We start from the raw sequence: 23,658 nt of genomic DNA on the forward strand, positions 1-23,658 counted from the left end.
ATTGGATTGGCGCGGGGCCGCGGCTTCAGTCGCGGAAGTTGTCGAACGACAGCGGGATGTCGGCGACTTCCTTGCGCAGCAGGGCCATGGCGGCCTGCAGGTCGTCGCGCTTGGCGCCGGTGATGCGCACCTTCTCTTCCTGGATGGCGGCTTGCAGCTTGAGCTTGCTTTCCTTGACGAGCTTCTGGATTTTTTTGGCCAGCTCGCTCTCGATGCCGTTGCGCACCTTGACCAATTGCTTGACCTTGTCGCCGCCAATCTTCTGGGGCTTGTCCATGTCGAGGAAGCGCACATCGACATTGCGCTTGGTGAGCTTGTTGCGCAGGATGTCCTCGACCTGCTGCAGCTGGAATTCGGCATCGCCGAACAGCGTGATTTCCTTGTCCTTGATTTCGATGGCGGCGGATGTGCCCTTGAAGTCGAAGCGCGTGCCGATCTCCTTGGCGGTGTTTTCCACGGCGTTCTTCACTTCAACAAGGTTGGCTTCACAGACGGTATCAAAAGAAGGCATGGCATCACTCTCGGCAAACGGGGGGAACCCTGCCCCGCATCGGGGCGGGTGCGACAATCCGACCGATGTTAGTCGAGAAAAACGCCCCTCTCCAGTCCTGCAATACCTTCGGCATCGTCGCGCGCGCCCAGACCCTGGTGCGCGTGCGATCGGTGCAGGACGTGCAGGCGCTGCTGGCTGACCCGGAGCTGGGCCGCCAGCCGATCTTTGTGTTGGGCGGAGGCAGCAACATCGTGCTGACGGGCGACGTCAAGCCCGTGGTGCTGAAGATGGAGATCAGGGGGCTGCGCCTGGCGGCCGAGACCGACCGGCACTGGATCGTCGAGGCCGGCGCGGGCGAGGTCTGGCACGAGGCCGTGACCTGGACATTGGCGCACGGCTATCCGGGGCTGGAGAACCTGGCGATGATCCCCGGCACGGTGGGCGCTTCGCCCGTGCAGAACATCGGTGCCTATGGCGTGGAGCTGCAGGACCGCTTCCATTCGCTGGACGCCATTGACCTGGCTACCGGCCAGGCCTTCTCGCTCGACGCCGGGCAGTGCGCCTTCGGCTACCGCGATTCGGTGTTCAAGCATGCGCCGCAGGCGGCGGGCGAGGACGGCGGCCTGCCGCGCGGCATGGGGCTGGCCGGGCGCGCCGTCATCACCCACGTGCGCTTTCTGCTGGCCAAGGCCTGGAAGCCGGAGCTGGGCTACCTGGACCTGGAGCGCAAGCGCGTCGAAGCCGGCGTGGACGTGCCCACGCCTCAGCAGGTGTTCGACTGGGTCTGCGAGGTGCGCCGCGCCAAGCTGCCCGATCCGGCGGTGGTGGGCAATGCGGGCAGCTTCTTCAAGAACCCCACTGTCACGGCAGACCAGTGCGCCGACATCATCGCCCGCGAGCCCCGCATCGTTCACTACCCCATGCCCGACGGCAGCATCAAGCTGGCAGCGGGCTGGCTGATCGACGCGTGCGGCTGGAAGGGCAAGAGCGTGGGCAAGGCCGGCGTCTATGAGAAGCAGGCCCTGGTGCTGGTCAACCGCGGCCGGGGCGCCGACAGCGTGACCGGAGGCGAGGTGATGACCCTGGCGCGCGCCATCCAGACCAGCGTCTATGAGCGCTTCGGCATCCTGCTGGAGCCCGAGCCTGTGGTCGTCTGACCGCCCGGCAGCGCCAGCACTGGCCGGGAAAAACAAAAGCCGCACCGCCCGAAGGCGATGCGGCTTTTTCATCTGCTCTGCTTTTGATAGCTGCCAGCGCTTGATGGACAAGCGCCAGCGGGCTATTGAGGCCTGATTTCGGCGCTTGGCTTACTTCTTGTCGCTGCCGTCGCCCAGCTGGGCAAGCGCGGCATTGCCGCCCAGCGACAGCAGGCCGGACTGGGCGTAGATGCCCAGCTTGGCGCGCGTGTCCACGATGTCCAGGTTGCGCATGGTCAGCTGGCCGATGCGGTCGGCCGGGCTGAAAGGCGCGTCCTCCACCTTTTCCATCGACAGGCGCTCGGGAGCGTAGGTCAGGTTGGGCGACTCGGTGTTCAGGAGGGAGTAGTCGTTGCCGCGGCGCAGTTCCAGCGTGACGGTGCCGGTGATGGCACGGGCCACCCAGCGCTGGGCGGTTTCGCGCAGCATGATGGCCTGCGGGTCGAACCAGCGGCCCTGGTAGAGCAGGCGGCCGAGCTTGAGGCCGTTCATGCGGTACTGCTCGATGGTGTCTTCGTTGTGGATGCCGGTCACCAGGCGCTCGTAGGCGATGTGCAGCAGCGCGAGGCCGGGGGCTTCGTAGATGCCGCGGCTCTTGGCCTCGATGATGCGGTTCTCGATCTGGTCGCTCATGCCCAGGCCGTGGCGGCCACCGATGCGGTTGGCTTCCAGGATCAGCGCCACGGGGTCGCTGAATTCGACGCCGTTCAGGGCCACGGGCTGGCCTTCCTCGAAGCGCACCGAGACCTCTTCGGCCTTGACCTGCACGTCGTCCTTCCAGAACGCCACGCCCATGATGGGGTTCACGATGCGGATGCCGCTGGACAGCAGTTCCAGGTCCTTGGCTTCGTGCGTGGCGCCCAGCATGTTGCTGTCGGTGCTGTAGGCCTTCTCGGCGCTCATCTTGTAGCCGAAACCTTCCTTGGTCATGAAGGCCGACATCTCGGCGCGGCCGCCGAGCTCGTCGATGAAGAGCTGGTCGAGCCAGGGCTTGTAGATCTTCAGCGACGGGTTGGTCAGCAGGCCGTAGCGGTAGAAGCGCTCGATGTCGTTGCCCTTGAAGGTCGATCCGTCGCCCCAGATGTGGACGTCGTCCTCCTTCATGGCGGCCACCAGCATGGTGCCCGTGACGGCACGACCCAGCGGCGTGGTGTTGAAGTAAGTGATGCCGGCGGTGCTGATGTGGAAGGCGCCGGCCTGCAGGGCGGCGATGCCTTCGTGGGCCAGCTGCGTGCGGCAGTCGATCAGGCGGGCCTGTTCGGCGCCGTATTCCATGGCCTTGCGGGGAATGGCGTCATAGTCGGGCTCGTCCGGCTGGCCCAGGTTGGCGGTGTAGGCATAGGGCAGGGCGCCCTTGTTCTTCATCCAGCGCAGGGCCGCGCTGGTGTCGAGGCCGCCAGAGAAGGCGATGCCGACCTTCTGGCCGGCGGGGAGGTTCTGGAGAATGGTGGCCATGGAGCGATGGTGCTTTCGTTCTGTCTGTCCGGATCAGCCGAAGTGGCAGATGTAGTGGTAGGCCTCGGTCACGCGGATCTCGAACTTCGAGTTGCCGGGCACGCTGAATTGTTCGCCCTCACCGGACTTCACCCAGGTGTCGGTACCGTCCAGCTTGTATTCGCAGGCGCCGCCCACGCATTCCATGATTTCCGGCGCACCCGTGTTGAAGGTGAGGGTTGCGGGCAGGATCACGCCGACCGATTTCTTCGTGCCGTCGGGGAAAGTGACGCCGTGGCTCACGCACTTGCCGTCGAAGTACACGTTGGCTCGGGTGGTGACGGACACGCCGTCGATCTTTTCGGTGGTCATGGATGCGGGAATGAGGGATGGGAAACCGCAGATTTTAGGCATGCCCTAACGGCCACTGGCCCCACGTGCAGGCCAAGCATGAAAAAAGGAGCCCGAAAGCTCCTATTTCTTCAGCGGACTGCGCTCTCAAGTGGCGCCGTCTCAGCGCCAGTACGGGTCGGGCCGGTAGGGGCGGCCATAGCCATCGCGGTAGTCGATTACTGTGGCCGGCGGCGGCACGATGTAGGCCACCGGGCCTGGTCGGGTCGTCACCACGCCGGGCTGCTCGTAGCCGCCTTGCGGGTAGCTCGTCATGCCCTGCACGGCGGGCTGCACGTTGAGCGGAATCCAGGCGCCCGGGTCGTTCTGCGTGCGGGTGCTGTATTGGCGGCCCGCGTATTCATAGACCACGTTGTAGCCCACGGCGCGGTTCTCGTAGTAGTTCTGCGAGTAGCAGCGCTGCACGTTCTGGTAGCCGCCGCGCGTGCCTTCCACGTTGTTGCCCAGCACCGCGCCGCCGATCAGGCCCAGCGCCGTGGCGGCCGCGCGTCCGCCGCCGTGGCCCACGGCATTGCCCACGGCGCCGCCGGCGATGGCGCCCAGCAGCGCACCGGCACCGCTGGGCTGCTGTTCGGTATAGACGGCATCGTTGCTGCACACCTGGCGCGGAATGGCGACCTGTTCGGTGATCGGCGTGGCCGACAGGACGCGGCCCATTTCCTGGGCGCTGGCACCTGCGGCCATGGCGGCAAGTGCGGTCAGGACGATGATCTTTTTCATGATGAAAAGCTCCTTGAGGTCGGTGTACAACGCACCAGACACATGAAAAGTTTAGGCGGGCACCTCATAGTCCAGACGCGTGCAGGGTAAAACTGCGTAAAGTTCTGTGCGCGAAGGCTTCGGCTTGCAGAGGGTGGCGCCGTACTCGCCGCGCTCAGGCGTTGGAGGCCCGGGCCGCGCGTTCGTTCCAGGCGGCGGCGTCGAACCCGACCGAAACCTCGCGGTCCGGCTGGCCGGCCCATTCGACCACCGGCCGCTTGATGACCGAGGGCAGGTTTTCCATGAGCGCGCTGGCGCTGGCTGCATCCATCACCGCAGCCTGCTGTGCGGCATCGAGCTTGCGCCAGGTCGTTCCCTGGCGGTTCACCAGCTTTTCCCAGCCGACGGCGCCGATCCAGCCCTGCAGGCGGTCGGCGGGCAGGCCCTGTTTCTTGAAGTCGTGAAACTGGTGTTCCAGGCCGTTGTCGGCCAGCCAGCGGCGGGCTTTCTTGACGGTGTCGCAGTTGGGGATGCCGTAGAGGGTGATAGCGGGGGTACTCATGGCCCCGATCATCGGGCATGCGCCGGTCGGCGACAATCGGAGGCTGTATGAGCACTGCACCCCTCACCCTCGAAGACTGGCTCGCCCACTGCGAGCGCCTGCACCCCAAGAACATCGACATGGGGCTCGACCGCGTGCGCGAGGTGGCCGTGCGCATGGGCCTGCGTTTCGACTGCCCGGTGATCACCGTGGCGGGCACGAACGGCAAGGGCTCCACCTGCGCCATGCTGGAGGCCGTGGCCCTCCAGGCCGGCTTCCGTCCGGGCGTCTATACCTCGCCGCATCTGGTGCATTTCGAGGAGCGCTGCCGCATCCATGGCGACATCGTCGCCGCGGCCGACCTCGTGCCGCATTTCGAGGCCGTGGAGCGCGCCCGCACCGAAGGCAGCGAAGTGTCGCTCACCTATTTCGAATTCACGACCCTCGCCATCCTGCGGCTGATGAGCCAGGCACGCCTGGACGTCGCCATCCTCGAGGTGGGTCTGGGCGGCCGGCTCGACGCGACCAACGTGATCGATGCCGACTGCGCCGTCATCACCAGCATCGACATCGACCACGTCGAATTCCTGGGCCCCGACCGCGAATCCATCGGCCGCGAGAAGGCCGGCATCATGCGTGCCGGCCGCCCGGTGGTGGTGAGCGACCCCATGGCGCCGCAGAGCGTGATCGACCATGCCCAGGCCATCGGGGCGGATCTCTGGCGCTTCGGGCACGACTTCAATTTCTCGGGCGACAAGCAGCAGTGGTCCTGGGCCGGCCGCGGCCGGCGCTATGCCGGGCTGGCCTATCCCGCCCTGCGCGGGGCCAACCAGTTGGTGAACGCCAGCGGCGCGCTGGCCGCCCTGGAGGCACTGCGCGACCGCCTTCCGATCACCGCGCAGGCCGTGCGGACCGGCCTGGCCATGGTCGAGCTGCCCGGCCGTTTCCAGATCGTGCCCGGGCAGCCCACGCTGGTGCTGGACGTGGCACACAACCCGCACTCGGTGGCGGCGCTGACGGCCAACCTGGATGCCATGGGCTTCTTCCCCGCCACCCATGCGGTCTTCGGTGCCATGGCGGACAAGGACCTGGCCCCCATGTTTTCGAAGATCGCCCCGCTTATCGACCGCTGGTATTTCACCGATCTGCCTACGCCCCGTGCTGAAACTGCGGCCGGCCTGCAGCAGAAGTGGAACGCGCTGCAGATGGTGGCCGGAGGCTGCCGCCCGGTGCAGACCAGCCTGCATGCAAGTCCAGAGCGGGCCCTGCAGGCGGCCGTGGAGGCTGCGGACCCCACTGATAGAATTGTGGTCTTTGGCTCGTTCTACACCGTCGGCGGCGTCCTCCAGGACGGAACGCCGCGTCTGCACGCCAAGCATCTCGGCGCATAACGGGTCCGCACTCCATGGCATTTTTCAAGTTTCGTTGGCCTGGTCAGAAGGCGCAGGACGAGGGCGCCAAGCCCGCTCGGCGGTCGCGCAACGCCCACGCCGAGAGCATCGACGCGCTGCGGCGGCGTGCCCGCCACCGCCTGATCGGGGCCGCCGTCCTGGTGCTGCTCGGCATCATCGGCTTTCCCATGCTCTTCGACACGCAGCCGCGTCCGGTGGCGGTCGATATTCCGATCGAGATTCCCGACCGCAACAAGGTCGCGCCCCTGGTCGTGCCCGAGGCGGCGAAGGCGCCGGCGGTCGTGGCCGAGGTCAAGCCCCAGCCTTCCACGCAGGCGTCTGGCACTGTTTCGGGTAGCAATGCCGCGGGTCTGGATGCGGGAGAGGAAATCGTTTCTCCGCGCGCCGATGCCAAGCCGGCGACAGCCCCCGTAGCGCTGCCCGCACCGCCCGTAGCGCCGCGTGCCGAGGCTCCGGCGCGCAGCCGGACCGAAACCAAGGTGGAAAAGGCCGAGACTCGCAGCGAGCCGAAGGCTGAAACGCGGCACGAATCGCGTGCCGAGTCCAAGCCTGCAGCCGCTGCTGCGGCGCCTGAACCCGCCCGCCAGCCCTCCCGCGCCGACGACGCGGCCCGTGCCCGGGCTCTGCTCGAAGGGCGGCCGACTGCTTCTGCAACGCACACTGCGGCGCCCGCTGTTGCCACCTCCAAGTCGGATGAGGAAGGCCGTTTCATCGTGCAGGTGGGTGCCTTCGCCGATGGCGACAAGGCCCGAGAGGTGCGGAGCAAGCTTGAACATGCCGGGGTCAAGACTTATACCCAGGCGGTGGATACCAAGGACGGCAAGCGCACGCGTGTGCGTGCGGGGCCTTTCGCCAACCGGGCGGAAGCCGACAAGGCCGCCGGGCGCATCAAGGCGCTAGGATTGTCTGCCACCGTATTGACGCTGTAGTAGTTTCATGGACGCTTCGGCGCTGGATGCAGGGTGGCATCTTGCCGCGCTGGACTGGGTGTTCCTGGCGCTCGTGCTGGGCTCCCTGCTGGTGGGAGCGTGGCGCGGCCTGGTGTTTGAATTGATCTCGCTGGCGGGGTGGGCCGCGGCTTTTGTCGTGGCCCAGTGGCTCGCCAGCGACGTTGGGGCCTGGCTGCCCATGGGCGATACGCAGGGCCCGTTCCGCCATGCGGCTGGGTTCGTGCTGGTTTTTGTGGGGGCGCTGTTTTTTTTCGGCTTCGTGGCGTGGTTGAGCAAGAAGCTCGTCGATGCCGTGGGGCTTCGGCCGACCGACCGGGTGCTAGGCGCATTGTTCGGCGCGCTGCGTGGTGTGCTGCTGCTGCTGGCTCTGGCGCTCTTTGCCAGTTGGACGCCTCTGCGCGAAGCGCCCTGGTGGAAAACGTCGGTGGCGGCCCCCATGTTGCACAAGGCACTGGTCCGGCTCAAGCCGGTGGTGCCCGAGGAGTTTGCAAGGCATATGCCTTCGTGATGCGCCGGCTGCAGTCTTCTGCGGTGGGCGGGTCTTCTTTCGGCGGGATGGTCCCGCCTATCAATGGAACGCGAATATGTGTGGAATCGTCGGCGTAGTGAGTGCTGCTCCCGTCAACCAACTGATTTATGACGCCTTGCTGCTGCTGCAGCACCGGGGGCAAGATGCCGCGGGCATCGTCACCCAGGAGGGGCGCAAGTTCTTCATGCACAAGGCCAAGGGCATGGTGCGTGACGTCTTCCGCACGCGCAACATGCGCGCGCTGCCCGGCTCGGTCGGCCTGGGCCAGGTGCGCTATCCCACGGCGGGCAATGCCTACAGCGAGGAAGAGGCGCAGCCCTTCTACGTGAACGCGCCCTTCGGCATCGTGATGGTGCACAACGGCAACCTGACCAACGCCCAGGCGCTGCGTGCGGAACTGTTCTCCACCGACCACCGCCACACCAACACCGAGAGCGACTCCGAAGTGCTGCTCAACGTGTTCGCGCACGAGCTCGAGCGCGCATCGCGCGGCGTGCCGCTGCAGGTCGAAGATGTGTTCTCTGCCGTGAGCGCCGTCCACAAGCGCGTCAGAGGCTCCTACGCCGTGATCGCCCTGATCGCCGGCCACGGCCTGGTGGCCTTCCGCGATCCGCACGGCATCCGCCCGCTGTGCATGGGCCGCAGCGCCGACGGCACGGTGATGGTGGGCAGCGAATCGGTGGCGCTGGAAGGCACCAGCCATGTGTTCGAGCGCGACGTGCAGCCCGGCGAAGCCGTGTTCATCACGCAGGACGGCACGGTGCATGCGCGCCAGTGCGCCGCAGCGCCCCAGCTCAACCCCTGTATCTTCGAATTCGTCTATCTGGCCCGTCCTGATTCGGTGCTGGACGGCATCTCCGTCTATCAGGCCCGCCTGAACCTGGGCGAATCGCTGGCCAAGCGCGTGATCTCCACCGTGCCGCCGAGCGAGATCGACGTGGTCATCCCCATCCCCGAATCCAGCCGCCCCAGCGCGACGCAGCTGGCGCATCTGCTGGGCATTCCGTACCGCGAAGGCTTCGTCAAGAACCGCTACGTGGGCCGCACCTTCATCATGCCGGGGCAGGGCGTGCGCAAGAAGTCGGTACGCCAGAAGCTCAACGTCATCGGCAGCGAGTTCAAGGGGCGCAACGTGCTGCTGGTGGACGATTCCATCGTGCGCGGCACGACCTCGCGCGAGATCGTGCAGATGGCGCGTGACGCCGGTGCCCGCAAGGTGTACCTGGCCAGCGCAGCGCCGCCGGTGCGCTATCCCAACGTCTATGGCATCGACATGCCCACCAGCAGCGAACTCGTGGCCCATGGCCGCACGGTCGAAGAGGTGCGCGAATCCATCGGCTGCGACGCGCTGATCTACCAGGACGTCGATGCCATGAAGCGCGCCGTGGGCTCGCTCAACAGCCGTATCGAAGGCTTCGATGCCTCGTGCTTTGACGGGGTCTATGTGACGGGCGACATCACCGCGAAGGAGATCGCCGAGCTGAACGAAGGCCGCATCGGCGTGGAAGACCCGCAGGAGGAAGACACCTCCCGCCTCGCACTGCCGAACGCGCAGAACGCCTGAGGCGGGCAAAGTCTTGTGACGGGCGGCGGGCTGCAATGGTCCGCCGCAGTGCCTCTTTTTTATCACCTTCTTATTGAGCCTGAGCCATGATCGATCGATCCGTCCTGCCCCCGGGGCTGCATCCCGATACGCTGGCGGTGCGCGAAGCCATTCCGCGAAGCGCCTATGGCGAGCATTCCGAAGCGCTGTACCTGAGCAGCAGCTTCGTGCAGCCCGACGCCGCCACTGCTGCGCGCCGTTTCGCCAACGAAGAGCCCGGCTATACCTACACTCGCACTGGGAACCCCACGGTGACCAGCTTCGAGCGCCGCTTGGCCGCCATGGAGGGCACCGAGTCCGCGGTGGCCACGGCCTCTGGCATGTCGGCGATCCTGCTCATGTGCCTCGCGTTACTGAAGGCCGGCGACCATGTGGTGTGCTCGCAGTCGATGTTCGGCTCGACCATCAAGCTGATCGGCGGTGAACTGTCGCGCTTCGGCGTGCAGGCTAGCTTCGTGCCGCAGACCGATGCTGCGGCCTGGAAGGCCGCCCTGCGGCCTGAGACCCGACTGATGTTCGCCGAAACGCCGACCAACCCGCTGACGGATCTGTGCGACATCCAGGCGCTCGCCGGCATCGCCAAGGAAGCCGGCGTGCTGCTGGCGGTCGATAACTGCTTCGCATCGCCGGCGCTGCAGCAGCCGGCCCGGCTGGGCGCCGATCTCGTCGTCCATTCCGGCACCAAGTTCCTCGATGGACAGGGCCGTGTGATGGCAGGCGCTGTGTGCGGCTCCAAGGAGCTGATTGAGGGCAAGCTGGCGCCGCTGATCCGCAGTGCCGGCATGAACCTCTCGCCCTTCAATGCCTGGGTCGTCCTGAAGGGGCTGGAGACGCTCTCGCTGCGCGTGAAGGCGCAAAGTGCCAACGCCCTGCAGCTAGCGACCTGGCTCGAAGCGCATCCCCGAGTGGCACGTGTCTACTACCCCGGCCTCGCATCGCATCGCCAGCACGAGCTGGCCATGCGCCAGCAGTCTGGCCTGGGCGGCGCGGTCCTGTCCTTCGACGTGAAGGCGGCTGCCACCCCTGAGGCAGCACGCGCCGGCGCCTTCCACGTGATCGACAGCACACGAGTGTGCAGCATTACCGCCAACCTCGGTGACACCAAGACCACCATCACTCACCCCGCCAGCACCTCGCACGGGCGCCTGTCCGAAGAGCAGCGCGCCACGGCCGGCATCGGCCAAGGACTGATCCGCGTGGCCGTCGGCCTCGAACACATTGATGACCTCAAGGCAGACCTCGCCCGCGGCCTCGATACCCTGCAATGAACGAACTCCCAGACATGTCCGATCGCATCCGTACCCGTTTTGCTCCCTCGCCTACCGGCTTCATCCACCTCGGCAACATCCGCTCCGCGCTCTATCCCTGGGCTTTCGCCCGCGCGACGGGTGGCGACTTCGTTCTGCGGATCGAAGACACCGACGTGGAGCGTTCCAGTCAGGCGGCCGTGGACGTGATCCTGGAAGGCATGGAATGGCTGGGCATGCAGCCCGACGAGGGCCCGTTCTATCAAATGCAGCGCATGGACCGCTACAAGGAAGTGCTGGCGCAGATGCAGGCCGACGGCCTGGTCTATCCCTGTTACATGAGCATGGAAGAGCTGGACGCCTTGCGTGAGCGCCAGATGCAGGCCAAGCAGAAGCCGCGCTACGACGGCACCTGGCGACCCGAGCCCGGCAAGATGCTGCCGCCCGTGCCGGAAGGCGTGAAGCCGGTGCTGCGCTTCCGCAACCCGACGGAAGGCTCCGTCGTCTGGGAAGACAAGGTTAAGGGCCGCATCGAGATCAGCAACGACGAGCTCGACGATCTGGTTATCGCGCGGCCCGACGGCACGCCCACGTACAACTTCTGCGTGGTGGTCGATGACGTGGATATGGCCATCACGCACGTCATCCGTGGCGACGACCACGTGAACAACACGCCGCGCCAGATCAATATCTTCCGTGCCCTGGGCAAGGAGCCGCCGGTCTATGCCCACCTGCCCACTGTGCTCAACGAGCAGGGCGAGAAGATGAGCAAGCGCAACGGCGCCAAGGCCGTCACGCAGTACCGCGACGAGGGCTATCTGCCCGAGGCCATGATCAACTACCTCGCGCGGCTGGGCTGGAGCCATGGCGACGACGAGATCTTCAGCCGCGAGCAGTTCCTGCAGTGGTTCAACCTCGACCACCTGGGGCGTAGCGCCGCGCAGTTTGATGAAGCCAAGCTGCGCTGGGTCAACGCCCAGCACCTGAAGGCCATGTCCGACGACGCCCTGGCCGCGCTGATCGCTCCCTTGCTGCAGCAACGCGGAGTGGCTGCCGATGCGCTGGCCGATGGCCGACTGCCGCGCATCTGCGCACTCTTCAAGGATCGTTGCGACACGACGCTGGCGCTCGCGCAATGGGCATCGGTGTTCTATGCCGACGTCACGCCCGATGCCGAGGAGAAGGCCAAGCACGTGACCGAGGCCATCTGGCCGGCCATCGAATCCCTGCGCGCGGCTCTGGCAACCTGCGATTGGGACAAGGCTGCGATCGCGGCTGCCTTCAAGGCGGTGCTGGCCGAACACGGTCTGAAGATGCCCCAACTGGCGATGCCGGTGCGGGTGCTGACGGTGGGCACGGCGCATACGCCGTCGGTGGATGCCGTGCTGGAATTGCTGGGTCGCGAAAAAATTGAAGCAAGATTGCGAAAGGCTTAAAAACCTGTCTATAATTCAAGGCTTAGCAGATGACGACAAGCAATTAACTGAATTGCAAGTCTGAGTCAGTTAGTGGGGGTATAGCTCAGCTGGGAGAGCGCTTGCATGGCATGCAAGAGGTCATCGGTTCGATCCCGTTTACCTCCACCACTGAAATTTGTTAGAGAACGGTTAGTTCCCAGGTTTTGACCCTATCGTCTAGAGGCCTAGGACATCACCCTTTCACGGTGAGTACCGGGGTTCGAATCCCCGTAGGGTCGCCAAGTTTGTAGCACTTGGCTTGGAGCATCAGCACCAAGCGAAAAGCTGCCTGCCAGGAGTGGTAGTTCAGTTGGTTAGAATACCGGCCTGTCACGCCGGGGGTCGCGGGTTCGAGTCCCGTCCACTCCGCCAGTTCAAGCTTCTTGGCCCAAGCCAGGAAGCAGTGGGGGTATAGCTCAGCTGGGAGAGCGCTTGCATGGCATGCAAGAGGTCATCGGTTCGATCCCGTTTACCTCCACCACTGAAATTTGTTAGAGAACGGTTAGTTCCCAGGTTTTGACCCTATCGTCTAGAGGCCTAGGACATCACCCTTTCACGGTGAGTACCGGGGTTCGAATCCCCGTAGGGTCGCCAAGTTTGTAGCACTTGGCTTGGAGCATCAGCACCAAGCGAAAAGCTGCCTGCCAGGAGTGGTAGTTCAGTTGGTTAGAATACCGGCCTGTCACGCCGGGGGTCGCGGGTTCGAGTCCCGTCCACTCCGCCAAAAATAAAAGGTTTGCTGCTATGAAAATAGCGGCAAACCTTTTTTCTTTGGTGCTCCGGAATCAGGGGCATTGCAGTCGGTGGCGCGGCGAATGTCATAGGCGGCGGGCCGTAGGTGGCTCGGCCGGCGCTTTTTCGAGGTGAGATTGCCTGCCTGGAGGGGGTATCCCGGCTCTCGAAGGCTGACCCCCTGCACAGCCACCTGGCGGGGCGGCTGTTTCTTCTCCTGATTTCAGCGCGGAGCGAGTCGGATGGCGCCATCCAGGCGAATCACCTCGCCATTGAGCATGTCGTTTTCTACGATGTGGCGCACGAGCTTGGCGTAGTCCTGCGGCGTTCCGAGGCGGCTTGGGAAGGGTACTCCGGCGGCCAGTGCGTCCTGGACTTCCTTCGGCATCCCGAACAGCATGGGCGTACCAAAGATGCCGGGTGCGATCGTCATATTGCGGATGCCATTTCGTGCGAGATCGCGAGCGATCGGCAATGTCATTGCCACGATGCCGCCTTTTGACGCCGAATATGCGGCTTGGCCGATCTGACCATCATAGGCCGCCACGCTGGCGGTAGAGATCAGCACGCCGCGCTCGCCCGTGGTCTCGGGTTCGTTGTGGCTCATGGCTTGCGCCGCCAGTCGGATCATGTTGAAGCTGCCTATCAGGTTCACCGAGATGGTCTTGGTGAAACTGGTGAGCGCATGGGCGCCGTTCTTGCCCGCGGTTTTCTCAGCAGGGGCGATGCCCGCGCAGTTCACCAGGCCCATGAATTTGCCTAGCGATCCGGCTTTCTCCACTGCAGCCTGCGCGTCAGCCTCCTGGCTGACATCGCATCGCACGAAACTTCCGCCGATGTCTTGGGCCACGGCCTGGCCCTTGTCCGACTGCATGTCCGCAATGACGACCGTGCCGCCCGCAGCGGCCAGCATGCGCGCCGTGCCTTCGCCCAGGCCTGATGCGCCACCGGTCACGATGAATACCTTACCCTGGATGTCCATGCGCTGTCTCCTTTTGACGTTGACGTAAACGTCAATTATGTCTCAAGGTTTCAACTACGGCATTCTTTGTTCAGGCGCAAAAAAGCCCGGCAAGCCGGGCTGTGCGGAGGGCGGGAGTGTTGGCAATGCTCAGCGGAAGCCGACCCGGTCCAGCATCTGCTGTACCTTGGTGGTGTTGGCGCCGACTGCGCTGATCGGAATGGTTTCGCTCTTGAACGGCTTTCCGTCTGTCATCGCCTGGAGGGCGGGATTGGCGGGATCCACGCCCTTGGCTGCGGGCCATTCGTTGTTGCCGTTGGCAAAGTAATTCTGGGCCTGTGGGCTGGCCAGGTACTCCAGGAACTTGATGGCATTGGCCTCATGCGGGGTATGGCGCGCCACGGCTCCGCCCGCGATGTTCAGATGGGTGCCCCAGGATTGCTGGTTGGGAAACACCACGCCGACCTTGTTGGCGACGGCAGTGTCTTCGGGCTTGCCAGAGCGCAGGATGCGGGCCAGGTAGTAGCTGTTAGTGACAGCGATCTCGCACTCTCCCGAGGCGACGGCCTTGATCTGGTCGGTGTCGCCGCCCTTGGGTGCGCGGGCCAGATTGGTGACCACGCCCTGGAGCCAGGCTTCGGTCTTCTGTTCGCCCATGTGTTCCATCACGGCCCCGAAAAGGCTCAGGTTGTAGGGGTGTGACCCGGAGCGGATGCAGACCTTGCCCTTGTTCTTGGGGTCGGCCAGTTCTTCGTAGGTGTCTACATCCTCCTTGTTGACCTTGGCCTTGTTGTAGACGATGACCCGCGCCCTGGTGGAGAGGCCGAACCAGGGGATGCCCCCGTTTGCATCGGGCTTGGCACGCAGGTTGGCGGGAATCGCGTCTTCCAGCACCTTGGACTTGATCGGCAGGAAGAGACCGTCGGCTTCGCCGCGATAGAGCCGGGCCGCATCCACCAGCAGGATCACGTCGGCAGGGGAGGAGGCGCCTTCGGCCTTCAGCCGCGCCATGATGCCGGCGTCGTCGGCATCGACGCGGTTGACCTTGATGCCCGTGGCTTTGGTGAAGCCTGAGTAGAGCGCTTCGTCCGTCGCGTAGTGCCGGGCCGAATAGAGGTTGACGACTTGCTCCTGTGCGGCGCCGACGCCGGCCGCAGCCATCAGGCACATGGTGAGAAACGATTTCGCGACAGTCTGCATGACAAAGTTCTTTCAGGAATGAAGCTTGGAACGCCGTGCATGATAGTCTGAACGCGAATGGTTCTTAACAATGGCCCAAGTCCGGCAAGGTATTGATACTGAGCCACACCGCTGTGCGTCTCGTGCCGTGATGCAGTGACTGCGGAAAGAAAAAAAGCCCGACAAGTGACGTGTCGGGCTTTCAAGGGACTCCTGAAGCAGTCTTCCGAGGAGTCCAAGGAGACAACCGTGTGGCCGGTGCGCGCCGTGTGTGCGCTCGTCCGGCGACGACTGTTGAGGCGAGCCGCTACGGTGGTAGCCGCGCGCCTCGTGGATCAGCGCTTGCGCGGCACGGCATTGGCCGTGGCGGACTTGGCAGCGTTGGTCGCAGTGTTGGCGACAGCGCTGAAGTTCGCTTCGGCCACGTCGCTGGCGTGCTTCACGGCCTTTTGCACGGATTCGTAGGCGGTGTTGGCCGCGGAAACTGCGCTCTTGAACACGGCCACGCCGGTTTCGGTGCCGGCAGGAGCGTTGCGGGCGGCCGTATCCACCATGTTGCTGAAGTTGCGTTGCACTTCGTTGGCCTGGGCTTCGAAAGTCTTGCCGATTTCGGTGCTGGTGCCCGAAGCGATGTCATACAGGTGGCGGCTGTAGGCGGCAGTCTTTTCAGCCAGGGGCTGGAACAGGCTCGCTTGCAGGGCCAGCAGTTCTTGCGCGTCCTTGGCGCTCAGCATGGCCTGGGTGTGGCTGGCGGCTTCGGACAGGGCCGCGCGAGATGCCGTCACGTTGAGCTCGACCAGTTTTTCGACGCCTTCAAAGGCCTTGTTCGTCAAGCCGAACAGGGTTTCCAGGTTGGCTTTGTGCGAGGCCAGCAATTGTTCGGGGGTGAGGGACATGACGTATCTCCTGATAAGGTGCTTTGAAAGCGGTTGGGAAGAACTCATCTGCGGCAATCTGACTTTTCATGTTGCAGTGCAGCATGGGTTAAATTTTAGAGACTTCGTCCAGCGCCGCAAGCCTTTTTGTTGCAGTGCAGCAATTTTAGAGGGCGCACTCCATTTGTGCATCCGGGGCCCGTGTCGCCTGGTTGTCACCCAGCGGTCTGCAGCCTGCGATGAAACTGCCGAAAATGCCGGGCACCATGCCTCAGCAAGATGAGATCCCCAGCGCGTTGGCGCGCCCTGTTCCGCAGCCCCGCTCCGCCTACGCCGTCTTCCGTTCCATCGGAACACGCTGGGCGGACAACGATGCCTATGGTCACGTCAATAACGTCGTCTATTACAGCTGGTTCGACACGGCCGTGAATGCGTATCTGATCGAGCAGGGCGCGCTGAACATTCATCAGGGTGGCACCATCGGGCTGGTGATCGAGACTCAATGCAACTACTTCGAGCCGCTGGCATTCCCGCAGACGGTGGAGGCGGGTATCCGTGTGGCGCGGATCGGCACGAGCAGCGTGCGCTACGAAGTGGGCCTGTTTGCGCAAGGCGCCTCGATGACGGCGGCTTGCGGCCACTTCGTGCATGTGTATGTCGATCGAGAGCATCGCCGTCCTTGCGCGCTGCCCCTTGAACTCCGCGCTGCGCTGCAGCCGCTGCGGGTGGGGGCGCCGCCAGCGTGATGGCGGCAGGCGGAAGGGGTTGTCCTCTGCCCGGTGAGGCTGCCGCCTTGATGCCACAATGGCGTGAGAGACAAGCGCCGCCCGGCGCGCCAGCCTGATCCGCGGAATCCTCCCGCGGCGTTCACATGATCATCACCAGCCTGCTCGACACCGACCTTTACAAGTTCACCATGATGCAGGTGGTGCTGCACCAGTTCCCCGGAGCGCAGGTCGAATACCGGTTCAAATGCCGGAACCAGGGCGTGTCCCTTGCGCCATATGCCAACGAGATCCGCGACGAGATCCGGTCGCTGTGCAGCCTGCGTTTCCAGGATGCCGAACTGGCCTACCTGCGGTCTTTGCGGTTCATCAAGAGCGACTTCGTGGACTTCCTCGCGCTCTTCAAGCTCAACGAGAAGTACATCACCATCACGCCGCAGCCTTCTGGCGAGTTGGACATCTCCATCCAGGGGCCGTGGCTGCACACCATCCTCTTCGAGATCCCGGTGCTGGCCATCGTCAACGAGGTGTATTTCCGCAACACCCAGAAGGTGCCCGACTTCCCGCAGGGCCGCCGCCGGCTGGATACGAAGATCGCCCAGTTGCAGGGCGAAGGCCTGGCGGACCTGAAGATCGCCGACTACGGCACGCGCCGGCGCTTCAGTCGCGCCTGGCACGAAGAAGTGCTGCGCGTACTCTGCGCTCGCCTGGGCACGGCCGAGCGCAAGCCCGACGGCCGCACGGCGCCGGGTCAGTTCGCCGGCACCAGCAACGTGCTGTATGCGATGAAGCTGGGCCTCACGCCGCTGGGCACCATGGCGCATGAATACCTGCAGGCCTGCCAGGCCCTGGGCCCGCGCCTGCGCGACAGCCAGATCTTCGGCTTCGAGATGTGGGCGCGCGAATACCGGGGCGACCTGGGCATCGCGCTCTCCGATGTCTATGGCATGACGGCCTTCCTGCGCGATTTCGACCTGTACTTCTGCAAGCTCTTCGACGGCGCCCGGCACGATAGCGGTGACCCCTTCGCCTGGGGCGAACGCCTGCTGGACCACTACCGCAAGAACCGCGTCGATCCGCTGACCAAGACGCTGATCTTCAGCGACGCGCTCACCGTGCCGCGCACCATCGAGCTCTACCGCCAGTTCCAGGGCCGCTGCCAGCTGGCCTTCGGCATCGGCACCAACCTGACCAACGACCTGGGCGATCCGCCTGCGCACGTGCCGCTGCAGATCGTCATCAAGATGACGCGCTGCAATGGCCAGCCCGTCGCCAAGCTGTCGGACACACCCGGCAAGGGCATGTGCGACGACGAGAAATACCTGGCCTATCTAAGGCAGGTGTTCGAGATTCCCTCCGCAGCCTGAACGCAGCGCCTCCGCTGCACGCTGCGTCAGCGCAGAAGGTCGCCTGCTGCGGCCCGGCTGTTTCTTTCCCGCTCTTCCAAAGGATGACTTCCGCCATGTCCAAGCCCCGCATCCTCATCGCCCGCAACATCTTTCCCGAAGTGGTGGAGCGCCTGTCGCAGCACTTTGAGGTCGAGGCCAACCCCGATGACGTGATCTGGTCCCCCGCGGAGCTGGCCGAGCGCCTGGCGGACAAGGACGGCGTGCTCACCACGGGCAGCCAGCGCGTGGATGCAGGCCTGCTGGCCGCCGCACCCCGGCTGAAGATCGCCGCCAACATGGCCGTGGGCTACAACAACTTCGACGTGGACGCCATGACCGCTGCCGGTGTGCAGGGCACCAACACGCCCGACGTACTGACCGAGACCACGGCCGATTTCGGTTTCGCCTTGCTGATGGCCACGGCCCGCCGCGTGACCGAGAGCGAACACTACCTGCGTGCCGGCCAGTGGACCCGCTGGAGCTACGACCTGTTCGCCGGCAGCGACATCCACGGCAGCACACTGGGCATTCTGGGCATGGGGCGCATCGGCCAGGGCATCGCCCGCCGGGGCGCGCACGGCTTCGGCATGAACGTGATCTATCACAACCGCTCGCGCCTGAGCCCGGAGCTGGAAGCCGAGTGCAAGGCGCGCTACGTCGGCAAGGAAGAGCTGCTGCGCACGGCCGACCACCTGGTGCTGGTGCTGCCCTACACGCCGCAGTCGCACCACACCATCGGCGCGGCGGAGCTGGCGCAGATGAAGCCTACGGCCAACCTGATCAACATCGCGCGCGGCGGCATCGTCGATGACGCGGCGCTGGCTGTGGCCCTGAAGGAAAAGCGCATCGCCGCCGCCGGTCTCGACGTCTTCGAGGGCGAGCCCGAGGTCCATCCGGCGTTGCTCGAGGTGCCCAACGTGGTGCTGACCCCGCACATCGCCAGCGCCACCGTGCCCACGCGGCTGGCCATGGCCAACCTGGCGGCGGACAACCTGATCGCCTTCTTCGACGGGCGCGGGCCGCTCACCCCGGTGAACACGCCCGCCGGGCGGGGCGCCTGACTGTCTTTTTGGATGAAATCAGCTGTCAGCCCTTATTTTAAAAGGGCTGACAGCTATCTTTTTTGTAGTTATTGAGACATGAACTTCGAGATGATTCTTGCCCTGGCGTTGCTGCTGCTCATCGCCGTGCTGGTGGGTGCCGTGCTGCTGCGCCGCCCGCGCGTGGAGCTGCCGCCGGAATGGCTGGAGCGCCTGCAGGCGCTGGAGCGCGGCGTGCAGGCCACGCAGCTGTCGGTGGCCAAGAACGACGGCGCACTGGACGCCGTGGGCCAGCAGCTGAGCGGCTTCACGCAACTGACGCAGGGCACGCTGGAGAGCCTGCGCGGCGCGGTCGATGAGCGCCTGGCGCAGGCGGTGGCCGAATCGCGCACCGGCCGCGCCGAGCTACTGGCCGCCTTCGGCGCCTTCGAGGCCAAGCTGGAGCAGCGCCTGGCCCAGGGGCAGTCCGAGGCGGCCGTGGCGCGCAAGGAGCTGTCGGAAACGCTGGCCGCCTTCCGCACCGAGCTCACGCAGACCGCGCAGCAGCTGGCCTCCGACAGCGCCCGTTCGCGCGAGGCCATGGCCGAAAGCACCCAGCTCTTCGAGCAGCGCATTCAGGAGCGCTTCGAGGCACTCACCGCCGCCACGCGCGGCACGCTCGACTCGCTCAAGGGCGATATCCACACGCAGCTGGGCACCGTGTCCGCCGCGCTCAAGGACCAGCTGGACGCCAACGGCCAGCAGATCCGCAACCAGTTCGCGGTCCTGCAGGACGCCGTCTCGCAACAGCTCGGCGCCATGGCCCAGGGCAGCCAGCACAACGCCGAGGCGCTGCGCGGCGCGCTCAACGAGCGGCTCGCTGCCATCCAGGCCGACAACACGGCCAAGCTCGAAGAGATGCGCCGCACGGTGGATGAAAAACTGCACGCCACGCTGGAGCAGCGACTGGGTGAGTCCTTCAAGCTCGTCAGCGACCGGCTGGAGCAGGTGCACAAGGGCCTGGGCGAGATGCAGACCCTGGCCGGCAGCGTGGGTGACCTGAAGCGCGTGATGACCAACGTGAAGACGCGCGGCACCTGGGGCGAAATGCAGCTGGGCGCCATCATCGAGAACGTGCTGACGCCCGACCAGTTCGCGCGCAACGTCAAGGCCGTGCCGGGCAGCGACGAGCTGGTCGAATTCGCGATCCGCCTGCCGGGCCGGCAGGACGAAAAACCCGTCTGGCTGCCCATCGACTCCAAGTACCCGGTCGAGCAGTACCAGCGCCTGCTGGACGCGCAGGACGCGGCCGACAAGGCTGCCATCGCCTCTGCCGGCAATGCCTTCGAGACCTCCATCAAGCTCGAAGCCAAGAAGATCTTCAGCAAATACGTTTCGCCGCCGCACACCACCGACTTCGCCGTGCTGTACCTGCCCACCGAAGGCCTCTTCGCCGAGGTGATCCGCCGCCCCGGCCTGGTGGAGGCGGTGCAGAACGACTGCCGCGTGATGATCACCGGCCCGGCCAACCTGGCGGCCATGCTCAGCAGCCTACAGATGGGCTTCAAGACGCTGGCGATCGAAAAGCGCTCGTCGGAGGTCTGGGGCGTGCTGGGCTCGGTCAAGACCGAGTTCGCCAAGTTCGGCGAGATCGTCGATTCGGCCAAGAAGTCCATCGACGCGGCAGCCAAGAAATTCGACGACGTGGGCGTGCGCACCCGCGCCATCCAGCGCAAGCTGCGCGACGTGCAGGAACTGCCCGCGCCCACGGCATCGACGGCGGCGGGCACCGCGCTGCCGGGCGTGGCCGCGCAGACGGGACTGTCGCTGGAGGACGAGGGCGAGTGACGTGAACTGGGCGCTCGCGCGGCTGATCCTGGGGCAGATCTGCATCCACGCCAGCATGGCCGGCATGCGCCTGGCCGCGCCGCTGCTCGCGCTGCGGGAGGGCTACAGCGCGATGGCCGTGGGCCTGCTGCTGGCGCTCTTCGCGCTCACCCAGGTCTTTCTGGCGCTGCCCGCCGGCCGCTATGCCGACCGGCGCGGGCTCAAGCGTCCCGTGGGTTGGTCGGTGGCGGTGGCCGCCACGGGCGCTGGGCTGGCCTTTCTGTTCCCCGTGTTCCCGGTGCTGTGCCTGGCCGCGCTGATGACCGGCGGCGCTTCGGGCGCGGCGCTGATCGCGCTGCAGCGCCACGTGGGCCGGGCCGCGCACGACGCCACGCAGCTGCGCCGGGTGTTCAGCTGGCTGGCCATCGGGCCGGCGGCATCGAACTTCCTGGGGCCCTTCTTCGCCGGCCTCTTGATCGACCATGCGGGCGCGCTGGTGGGGGAGGGCGCGGGCAGCACGGCGGGCTACCGCGCCGCCTTCGCCCTGCTGGCCGCGCTGGCGCTCGCCACCTGGTTCTGGGTGCGTGCCACGGTGGAGCTGCCGCCGGTCGAGGCTGCGTCCACCGACGGGCCGCGCCCCCGCGCCTGGGATCTGCTGGCCGAGCCGCGCTTTCGGCGCCTGCTGCTGGTCAACTGGCTGCTCTCGTCCTGCTGGGACGTCCACACCTTCGTCGTGCCGCTGCTGGGGCATGAACGCGGTCTGTCGGCCTCGGTGATCGGCACCATCCTGGGCGGCTTCGCCATCGCGGCGGCGCTGGTGCGCATGCTGATGCCGCTGCTGGCCGCGCGCCTGAGCGAGGCGGTGGTGGTGACGGGCGCGATGGTGGCGTCCGCGTTGCTCTTCGGCATCTATCCGCTGCTGCCCACGGCGCTGTCGCTGGGCATCTGCTCGGTGCTGCTGGGCTTTTCGCTGGGTTCGGTGCAGCCCATGATCATGAGCATGCTGCACCAGATCACGCCGCACCACCGCCATGGCGAGGCGCTGGGTCTGCGGCTGATGACCATCAACGCGTCCAGCGTGCTGATGCCGGTGCTGTTCGGAACGGCCGGCGCGCTGATCGGCGTGGGCGGGCTCTTCTGGGTGGTGGGCGCCACGGTGGGCGCGGGCGCGCGGATGGCCTGGCGCATGGAGGCCGCCGGGCCGGCCGGCCCCTGAGCGGGCCGGTCAGCCCTGCTGCTTCATCGCGGTGACTTCGATCTCGATCTTCATGCGTGGATCGAGCAGCCGGGCCGAGATCATCATCGCGGCCGGGCGCACCGCGCCGAAGTACTTCTGCAGCACTGGCCAGCAGGCCTCGAAGTCTTCGCCGTCGGGCAGCACATAGGTCACCCGCACTACGTCGGCCAGGCTGGAGCCAGCCTGGTGCAGCGCCTGGTCGATGTTCTTCAGGCACTGCTCGGCCTGGGCCGCGACGCCGTCTTCGATGGTCATCGTGGCGTAGTCGAAGCCCGTGGTGCCCGAGACGAAGACGAACGGCCCCTGCGCGACCGCGCGCGAGTAGCCGATCTGCTCTTCGAAGACGGAGCCGGAGCTGATGAGCCGGCGCTGCATGTTCCTTGGCCCCGGCTCAGATCGCGTAGAAGGCCTTGATGATGTCCCAGGCTTGCTGGGGCTCGTCAACGTAGTGGAAGAGCTTCAGGTCGGCTTCGGAGATGGTGCCTTGCTCCACCAGCGCATCGAAGTTGACCAGCTTCTTCCAGAACTCGGAGCCGAACAGCACGATGGGCACGGCCTTGGCCTTGCCGGTCTGCACTAGGGTCAGCACCTCGAAGAGCTCGTCCAGCGTGCCGAAGCCTCCGGGGAAGGCCACCAGCGCTTTGGCGCGCATCATGAAGTGCATCTTGCGCAGTGCGAAATAGTGGAACTTGTAGCTGAGCGACGGCGAGATGAAGCGGTTGCCGCTTTGCTCGTGCGGCAGCGCGATGTTCAGGCCCACGTTCAGCGCGCCCACTTCGTGCGCGCCGCGGTTGGCCGCTTCCATGATGCCGGGGCCGCCGCCGGTGCAGATGTAGAGGCGCTCGGCCGGGGGCTGGGCCTCGCTGTGTTCGGCCACGATGCGCGCGAACTGGCGGGCCAGGTCGTAGTAGCGGGCATTCTTCACGGCCAGCCGGGCGCGTGCGATGCGGGCTGCGTCGCCGCTCGCCTCGGCGGCCTGCAGCTGCTCTGCCGCCTCCTCGGGCGCGAGAAAGCGCGCGCTGCCATAGACCACCACGGTGTTTTCGATGCCTTGCGCAGTCTGGCCCAGGTCGGGCTTGAGCATTTCCAGCTGGAAGCGGATGCCGCGCGTTTCCCGCCGCAGCAGGAACTCGGGATCCGCGAACGCGAGCCGGTAGGCGTCGGCATGCAGCGGGTTGCCGCTGATGGCGTGGTTCTGCAGCTCGGCCCAGGCGTTGGCCAGGCGGCTGTCGTTCAGGTCGTTGGTGGCTTCCATGGCGAAACGGGAAAAGTGATGAGGGGCAAATCCGGCAATAGCGCCCGCGCACTGTGCGCATGCAGCTACGGAAGTGATAGTAACCCTGCCGGGGCGCCTCAGCCCCGCAGTGCGGGCCAGAGCAGTGCAACGGTCTGCAGGCCCACCCAGGTCATCAGCAGGGAGCCGCACACGTGGACCAGCGCCGTGCCGCCGGCCAGCAGCCAACGCTCCTGCATCAGCATGCCCACGACTTCGGCCGAGAAGCTGGAGAAGGTGGTGAGCCCGCCGAGGAAGCCGGTGACGAGCGCCAGACGCCAGGCGGGATCGAGCTGCGGCAGCTGCTGGAAAGCCCCCACGCACACGCCGATCAGGTAGCCCCCGATGAGATTGGCGGCCAGCGTGCCCCACGGGATCAGCGAGCTGCCGGTGCTGAGCCACAGGCCCAGCTGCCAGCGCAGCAGTGCGCCCAGGCTGGCACCGATGGAGATGGAAAGAACGGCAAGCAT

General features: G+C 65.6%; 23 protein-coding genes and 6 tRNA genes. 18 read left to right on the plus strand and 11 right to left on the minus strand.

All coding sequences use genetic code 11. From position 1 onward, the window contains the following. Nucleotides 1-25: 25 nt before the first annotated feature. Nucleotides 26-511, minus strand: coding sequence for a YajQ family cyclic di-GMP-binding protein (locus tag AC3A84_RS01940; RefSeq protein WP_487968049.1), 486 nt, complete (start codon nt 509-511; stop codon nt 26-28). Nucleotides 512-576: 65 nt separating this feature from the next. On the opposite strand from AC3A84_RS01940, the gene murB reads away from it, so the two are divergent. After that, on the plus strand, nt 577-1,650 hold the full coding sequence (gene murB / locus AC3A84_RS01945; protein ID WP_487968050.1) for a UDP-N-acetylmuramate dehydrogenase: 1,074 nt from the start codon (nt 577-579) through the stop codon (nt 1,648-1,650). A 150-nt stretch (nt 1,651-1,800) separates the two neighbouring features. On the opposite strand, the gene argG is transcribed toward murB, so the two are convergent. The 4 genes from argG to AC3A84_RS01965 form a co-directional block, all read right to left on the minus strand. Beyond that, nucleotides 1,801-3,144: an argininosuccinate synthase gene (gene argG, locus AC3A84_RS01950; RefSeq protein ID WP_487968051.1), complete on the minus strand. Its 1,344-nt coding sequence runs from the start codon at nt 3,142-3,144 to the stop codon at nt 1,801-1,803. Nucleotides 3,145-3,177: 33 nt separating this feature from the next. Next, nucleotides 3,178-3,495: a pyrimidine/purine nucleoside phosphorylase gene (gene ppnP / locus AC3A84_RS01955; protein ID WP_487968052.1), complete on the minus strand. Its 318-nt coding sequence runs from the start codon at nt 3,493-3,495 to the stop codon at nt 3,178-3,180. Nucleotides 3,496-3,636: 141 nt separating this feature from the next. Further along, complete coding sequence (locus AC3A84_RS01960; RefSeq protein ID WP_487968053.1) at nt 3,637-4,254, minus strand: glycine zipper 2TM domain-containing protein; 618 nt, start codon at nt 4,252-4,254, stop codon at nt 3,637-3,639. Between the two features lie 154 nt (nt 4,255-4,408). Beyond that, the gene (locus AC3A84_RS01965) at nt 4,409-4,795 is read right to left on the minus strand and encodes an ArsC family reductase (RefSeq protein ID WP_487968054.1); all 387 of its coding nucleotides are present in this window, start codon (nt 4,793-4,795) and stop codon (nt 4,409-4,411) included. A gap of 47 nt (nt 4,796-4,842) precedes the next feature. On the opposite strand from AC3A84_RS01965, the gene folC reads away from it, so the two are divergent. From folC to AC3A84_RS02025, 12 genes are all read left to right on the plus strand, one after another. Continuing rightward, complete coding sequence (gene folC, locus AC3A84_RS01970; protein WP_487968055.1) at nt 4,843-6,165, plus strand: bifunctional tetrahydrofolate synthase/dihydrofolate synthase; 1,323 nt, start codon at nt 4,843-4,845, stop codon at nt 6,163-6,165. Nucleotides 6,166-6,179: 14 nt separating this feature from the next. Continuing rightward, the gene (locus AC3A84_RS01975; RefSeq protein ID WP_487968056.1) at nt 6,180-7,115 is read left to right on the plus strand and encodes an SPOR domain-containing protein; all 936 of its coding nucleotides are present in this window, start codon (nt 6,180-6,182) and stop codon (nt 7,113-7,115) included. A gap of 7 nt (nt 7,116-7,122) precedes the next feature. Continuing rightward, the gene (locus AC3A84_RS01980) at nt 7,123-7,644 is read left to right on the plus strand and encodes a CvpA family protein (protein WP_487968057.1); all 522 of its coding nucleotides are present in this window, start codon (nt 7,123-7,125) and stop codon (nt 7,642-7,644) included. A 76-nt stretch (nt 7,645-7,720) separates the two neighbouring features. After that, nucleotides 7,721-9,229, plus strand: a complete 1,509-nt coding sequence (gene purF, locus AC3A84_RS01985) for an amidophosphoribosyltransferase (RefSeq protein ID WP_487968058.1) — start codon at nt 7,721-7,723, stop codon at nt 9,227-9,229. An 86-nt stretch (nt 9,230-9,315) separates the two neighbouring features. After that, nucleotides 9,316-10,536: an O-succinylhomoserine sulfhydrylase gene (locus AC3A84_RS01990; RefSeq protein WP_487968059.1), complete on the plus strand. Its 1,221-nt coding sequence runs from the start codon at nt 9,316-9,318 to the stop codon at nt 10,534-10,536. Nucleotides 10,537-10,550: 14 nt separating this feature from the next. Further along, nucleotides 10,551-11,951, plus strand: a complete 1,401-nt coding sequence (gltX, locus tag AC3A84_RS01995) for a glutamate--tRNA ligase (protein ID WP_487968060.1) — start codon at nt 10,551-10,553, stop codon at nt 11,949-11,951. Nucleotides 11,952-12,025: 74 nt separating this feature from the next. Continuing rightward, a tRNA-Ala gene (locus AC3A84_RS02000) sits at nt 12,026-12,101 on the plus strand. Between the two features lie 37 nt (nt 12,102-12,138). Beyond that, nucleotides 12,139-12,214 (plus strand) — tRNA-Glu (locus AC3A84_RS02005). Between the two features lie 53 nt (nt 12,215-12,267). Further along, nucleotides 12,268-12,344: transfer RNA gene (locus AC3A84_RS02010), tRNA-Asp, on the plus strand. A gap of 33 nt (nt 12,345-12,377) precedes the next feature. After that, nucleotides 12,378-12,453, plus strand: a tRNA-Ala gene (locus AC3A84_RS02015). 37 nt (nt 12,454-12,490) lie between these two features. After that, a tRNA-Glu gene (locus AC3A84_RS02020) sits at nt 12,491-12,566 on the plus strand. A gap of 53 nt (nt 12,567-12,619) precedes the next feature. After that, a tRNA-Asp gene (locus AC3A84_RS02025) sits at nt 12,620-12,696 on the plus strand. 231 nt (nt 12,697-12,927) lie between these two features. On the opposite strand, the gene AC3A84_RS02030 is transcribed toward AC3A84_RS02025, so the two are convergent. The 3 genes from AC3A84_RS02030 to AC3A84_RS02040 form a co-directional block, all read right to left on the minus strand. Next, nucleotides 12,928-13,686 carry a 3-hydroxyacyl-CoA dehydrogenase gene (locus AC3A84_RS02030; protein WP_487968061.1) on the minus strand — a complete coding sequence of 253 codons (759 nt, stop codon included), beginning with the start codon at nt 13,684-13,686 and terminating at the stop codon, nt 12,928-12,930. A 129-nt stretch (nt 13,687-13,815) separates the two neighbouring features. Further along, a complete protein-coding gene (locus tag AC3A84_RS02035) occupies nt 13,816-14,865 on the minus strand; it encodes an extracellular solute-binding protein (RefSeq protein ID WP_487968062.1) in 1,050 nt (349 codons plus the stop codon). 314 nt (nt 14,866-15,179) lie between these two features. Further along, nucleotides 15,180-15,740 (minus strand): phasin family protein, encoded by a 561-nt coding sequence (locus AC3A84_RS02040; RefSeq protein ID WP_487968063.1) that lies wholly within the window; start codon nt 15,738-15,740, stop codon nt 15,180-15,182. A 245-nt stretch (nt 15,741-15,985) separates the two neighbouring features. Here AC3A84_RS02040 and AC3A84_RS02045 point away from each other — a divergent pair, with 245 nt between their 5' ends. From AC3A84_RS02045 to AC3A84_RS02065, 5 genes are all read left to right on the plus strand, one after another. Further along, complete coding sequence (locus AC3A84_RS02045; protein WP_487968226.1) at nt 15,986-16,465, plus strand: acyl-CoA thioesterase; 480 nt, start codon at nt 15,986-15,988, stop codon at nt 16,463-16,465. A 125-nt stretch (nt 16,466-16,590) separates the two neighbouring features. Then, the gene (pncB, locus tag AC3A84_RS02050; RefSeq protein ID WP_343590174.1) at nt 16,591-17,811 is read left to right on the plus strand and encodes a nicotinate phosphoribosyltransferase; all 1,221 of its coding nucleotides are present in this window, start codon (nt 16,591-16,593) and stop codon (nt 17,809-17,811) included. 95 nt (nt 17,812-17,906) lie between these two features. Further along, nucleotides 17,907-18,893 carry a 2-hydroxyacid dehydrogenase gene (locus AC3A84_RS02055; RefSeq protein ID WP_487968064.1) on the plus strand — a complete coding sequence of 329 codons (987 nt, stop codon included), beginning with the start codon at nt 17,907-17,909 and terminating at the stop codon, nt 18,891-18,893. A gap of 78 nt (nt 18,894-18,971) precedes the next feature. Beyond that, on the plus strand, nt 18,972-20,699 hold the full coding sequence (locus AC3A84_RS02060) for a DNA recombination protein RmuC (protein WP_487968065.1): 1,728 nt from the start codon (nt 18,972-18,974) through the stop codon (nt 20,697-20,699). A 1-nt stretch (nt 20,700) separates the two neighbouring features. Next, complete coding sequence (locus AC3A84_RS02065) at nt 20,701-21,894, plus strand: MFS transporter (protein WP_487968067.1); 1,194 nt, start codon at nt 20,701-20,703, stop codon at nt 21,892-21,894. Nucleotides 21,895-21,903: 9 nt separating this feature from the next. Here the strand turns inward: AC3A84_RS02065 and AC3A84_RS02070 are convergent, their stop codons facing one another. From AC3A84_RS02070 to crcB, 3 genes are all read right to left on the minus strand, one after another. After that, nucleotides 21,904-22,290, minus strand: coding sequence for a RidA family protein (locus AC3A84_RS02070; protein WP_487968068.1), 387 nt, complete (start codon nt 22,288-22,290; stop codon nt 21,904-21,906). Between the two features lie 16 nt (nt 22,291-22,306). Further along, the gene (locus tag AC3A84_RS02075) at nt 22,307-23,170 is read right to left on the minus strand and encodes an LOG family protein (protein ID WP_487968069.1); all 864 of its coding nucleotides are present in this window, start codon (nt 23,168-23,170) and stop codon (nt 22,307-22,309) included. A 98-nt stretch (nt 23,171-23,268) separates the two neighbouring features. Continuing rightward, entirely contained in the window at nt 23,269-23,658 is a 390-nt protein-coding gene (crcB, locus tag AC3A84_RS02080; protein ID WP_487968070.1) for a fluoride efflux transporter CrcB, read from the minus strand.

The sequence above is a fragment of the Paracidovorax sp. genome (assembly GCF_057642795.1).

Bases quoted from the DNA above. Each gene is read 5' to 3' on its own strand.
- AC3A84_RS01940 (WP_487968049.1), bottom strand. From the start codon at position 511: ATGCCTTCTTTTGATACCGTCTGTGAAGCCAACCTTGTTGAAGTGAAG.
- murB (WP_487968050.1), top strand. From the start codon at position 577: ATGTTAGTCGAGAAAAACGCCCCTCTCCAGTCCTGCAATACCTTCGGC.
- argG (WP_487968051.1), bottom strand. From the start codon at position 3,144: ATGGCCACCATTCTCCAGAACCTCCCCGCCGGCCAGAAGGTCGGCATC.
- ppnP (WP_487968052.1), bottom strand. From the start codon at position 3,495: ATGACCACCGAAAAGATCGACGGCGTGTCCGTCACCACCCGAGCCAAC.
- AC3A84_RS01960 (WP_487968053.1), bottom strand. From the start codon at position 4,254: ATGAAAAAGATCATCGTCCTGACCGCACTTGCCGCCATGGCCGCAGGT.
- AC3A84_RS01965 (WP_487968054.1), bottom strand. From the start codon at position 4,795: ATGAGTACCCCCGCTATCACCCTCTACGGCATCCCCAACTGCGACACC.
- folC (WP_487968055.1), top strand. From the start codon at position 4,843: ATGAGCACTGCACCCCTCACCCTCGAAGACTGGCTCGCCCACTGCGAG.
- AC3A84_RS01975 (WP_487968056.1), top strand. From the start codon at position 6,180: ATGGCATTTTTCAAGTTTCGTTGGCCTGGTCAGAAGGCGCAGGACGAG.
- AC3A84_RS01980 (WP_487968057.1), top strand. From the start codon at position 7,123: ATGGACGCTTCGGCGCTGGATGCAGGGTGGCATCTTGCCGCGCTGGAC.
- purF (WP_487968058.1), top strand. From the start codon at position 7,721: ATGTGTGGAATCGTCGGCGTAGTGAGTGCTGCTCCCGTCAACCAACTG.
- AC3A84_RS01990 (WP_487968059.1), top strand. From the start codon at position 9,316: ATGATCGATCGATCCGTCCTGCCCCCGGGGCTGCATCCCGATACGCTG.
- gltX (WP_487968060.1), top strand. From the start codon at position 10,551: ATGTCCGATCGCATCCGTACCCGTTTTGCTCCCTCGCCTACCGGCTTC.
- AC3A84_RS02030 (WP_487968061.1), bottom strand. From the start codon at position 13,686: ATGGACATCCAGGGTAAGGTATTCATCGTGACCGGTGGCGCATCAGGC.
- AC3A84_RS02035 (WP_487968062.1), bottom strand. From the start codon at position 14,865: ATGCAGACTGTCGCGAAATCGTTTCTCACCATGTGCCTGATGGCTGCG.
- AC3A84_RS02040 (WP_487968063.1), bottom strand. From the start codon at position 15,740: ATGTCCCTCACCCCCGAACAATTGCTGGCCTCGCACAAAGCCAACCTG.
- AC3A84_RS02045 (WP_487968226.1), top strand. From the start codon at position 15,986: ATGCCTCAGCAAGATGAGATCCCCAGCGCGTTGGCGCGCCCTGTTCCG.
- pncB (WP_343590174.1), top strand. From the start codon at position 16,591: ATGATCATCACCAGCCTGCTCGACACCGACCTTTACAAGTTCACCATG.
- AC3A84_RS02055 (WP_487968064.1), top strand. From the start codon at position 17,907: ATGTCCAAGCCCCGCATCCTCATCGCCCGCAACATCTTTCCCGAAGTG.
- AC3A84_RS02060 (WP_487968065.1), top strand. From the start codon at position 18,972: ATGAACTTCGAGATGATTCTTGCCCTGGCGTTGCTGCTGCTCATCGCC.
- AC3A84_RS02070 (WP_487968068.1), bottom strand. From the start codon at position 22,290: ATGCAGCGCCGGCTCATCAGCTCCGGCTCCGTCTTCGAAGAGCAGATC.
- AC3A84_RS02075 (WP_487968069.1), bottom strand. From the start codon at position 23,170: ATGGAAGCCACCAACGACCTGAACGACAGCCGCCTGGCCAACGCCTGG.
- crcB (WP_487968070.1), bottom strand. From the start codon at position 23,658: ATGCTTGCCGTTCTTTCCATCTCCATCGGTGCCAGCCTGGGCGCACTG.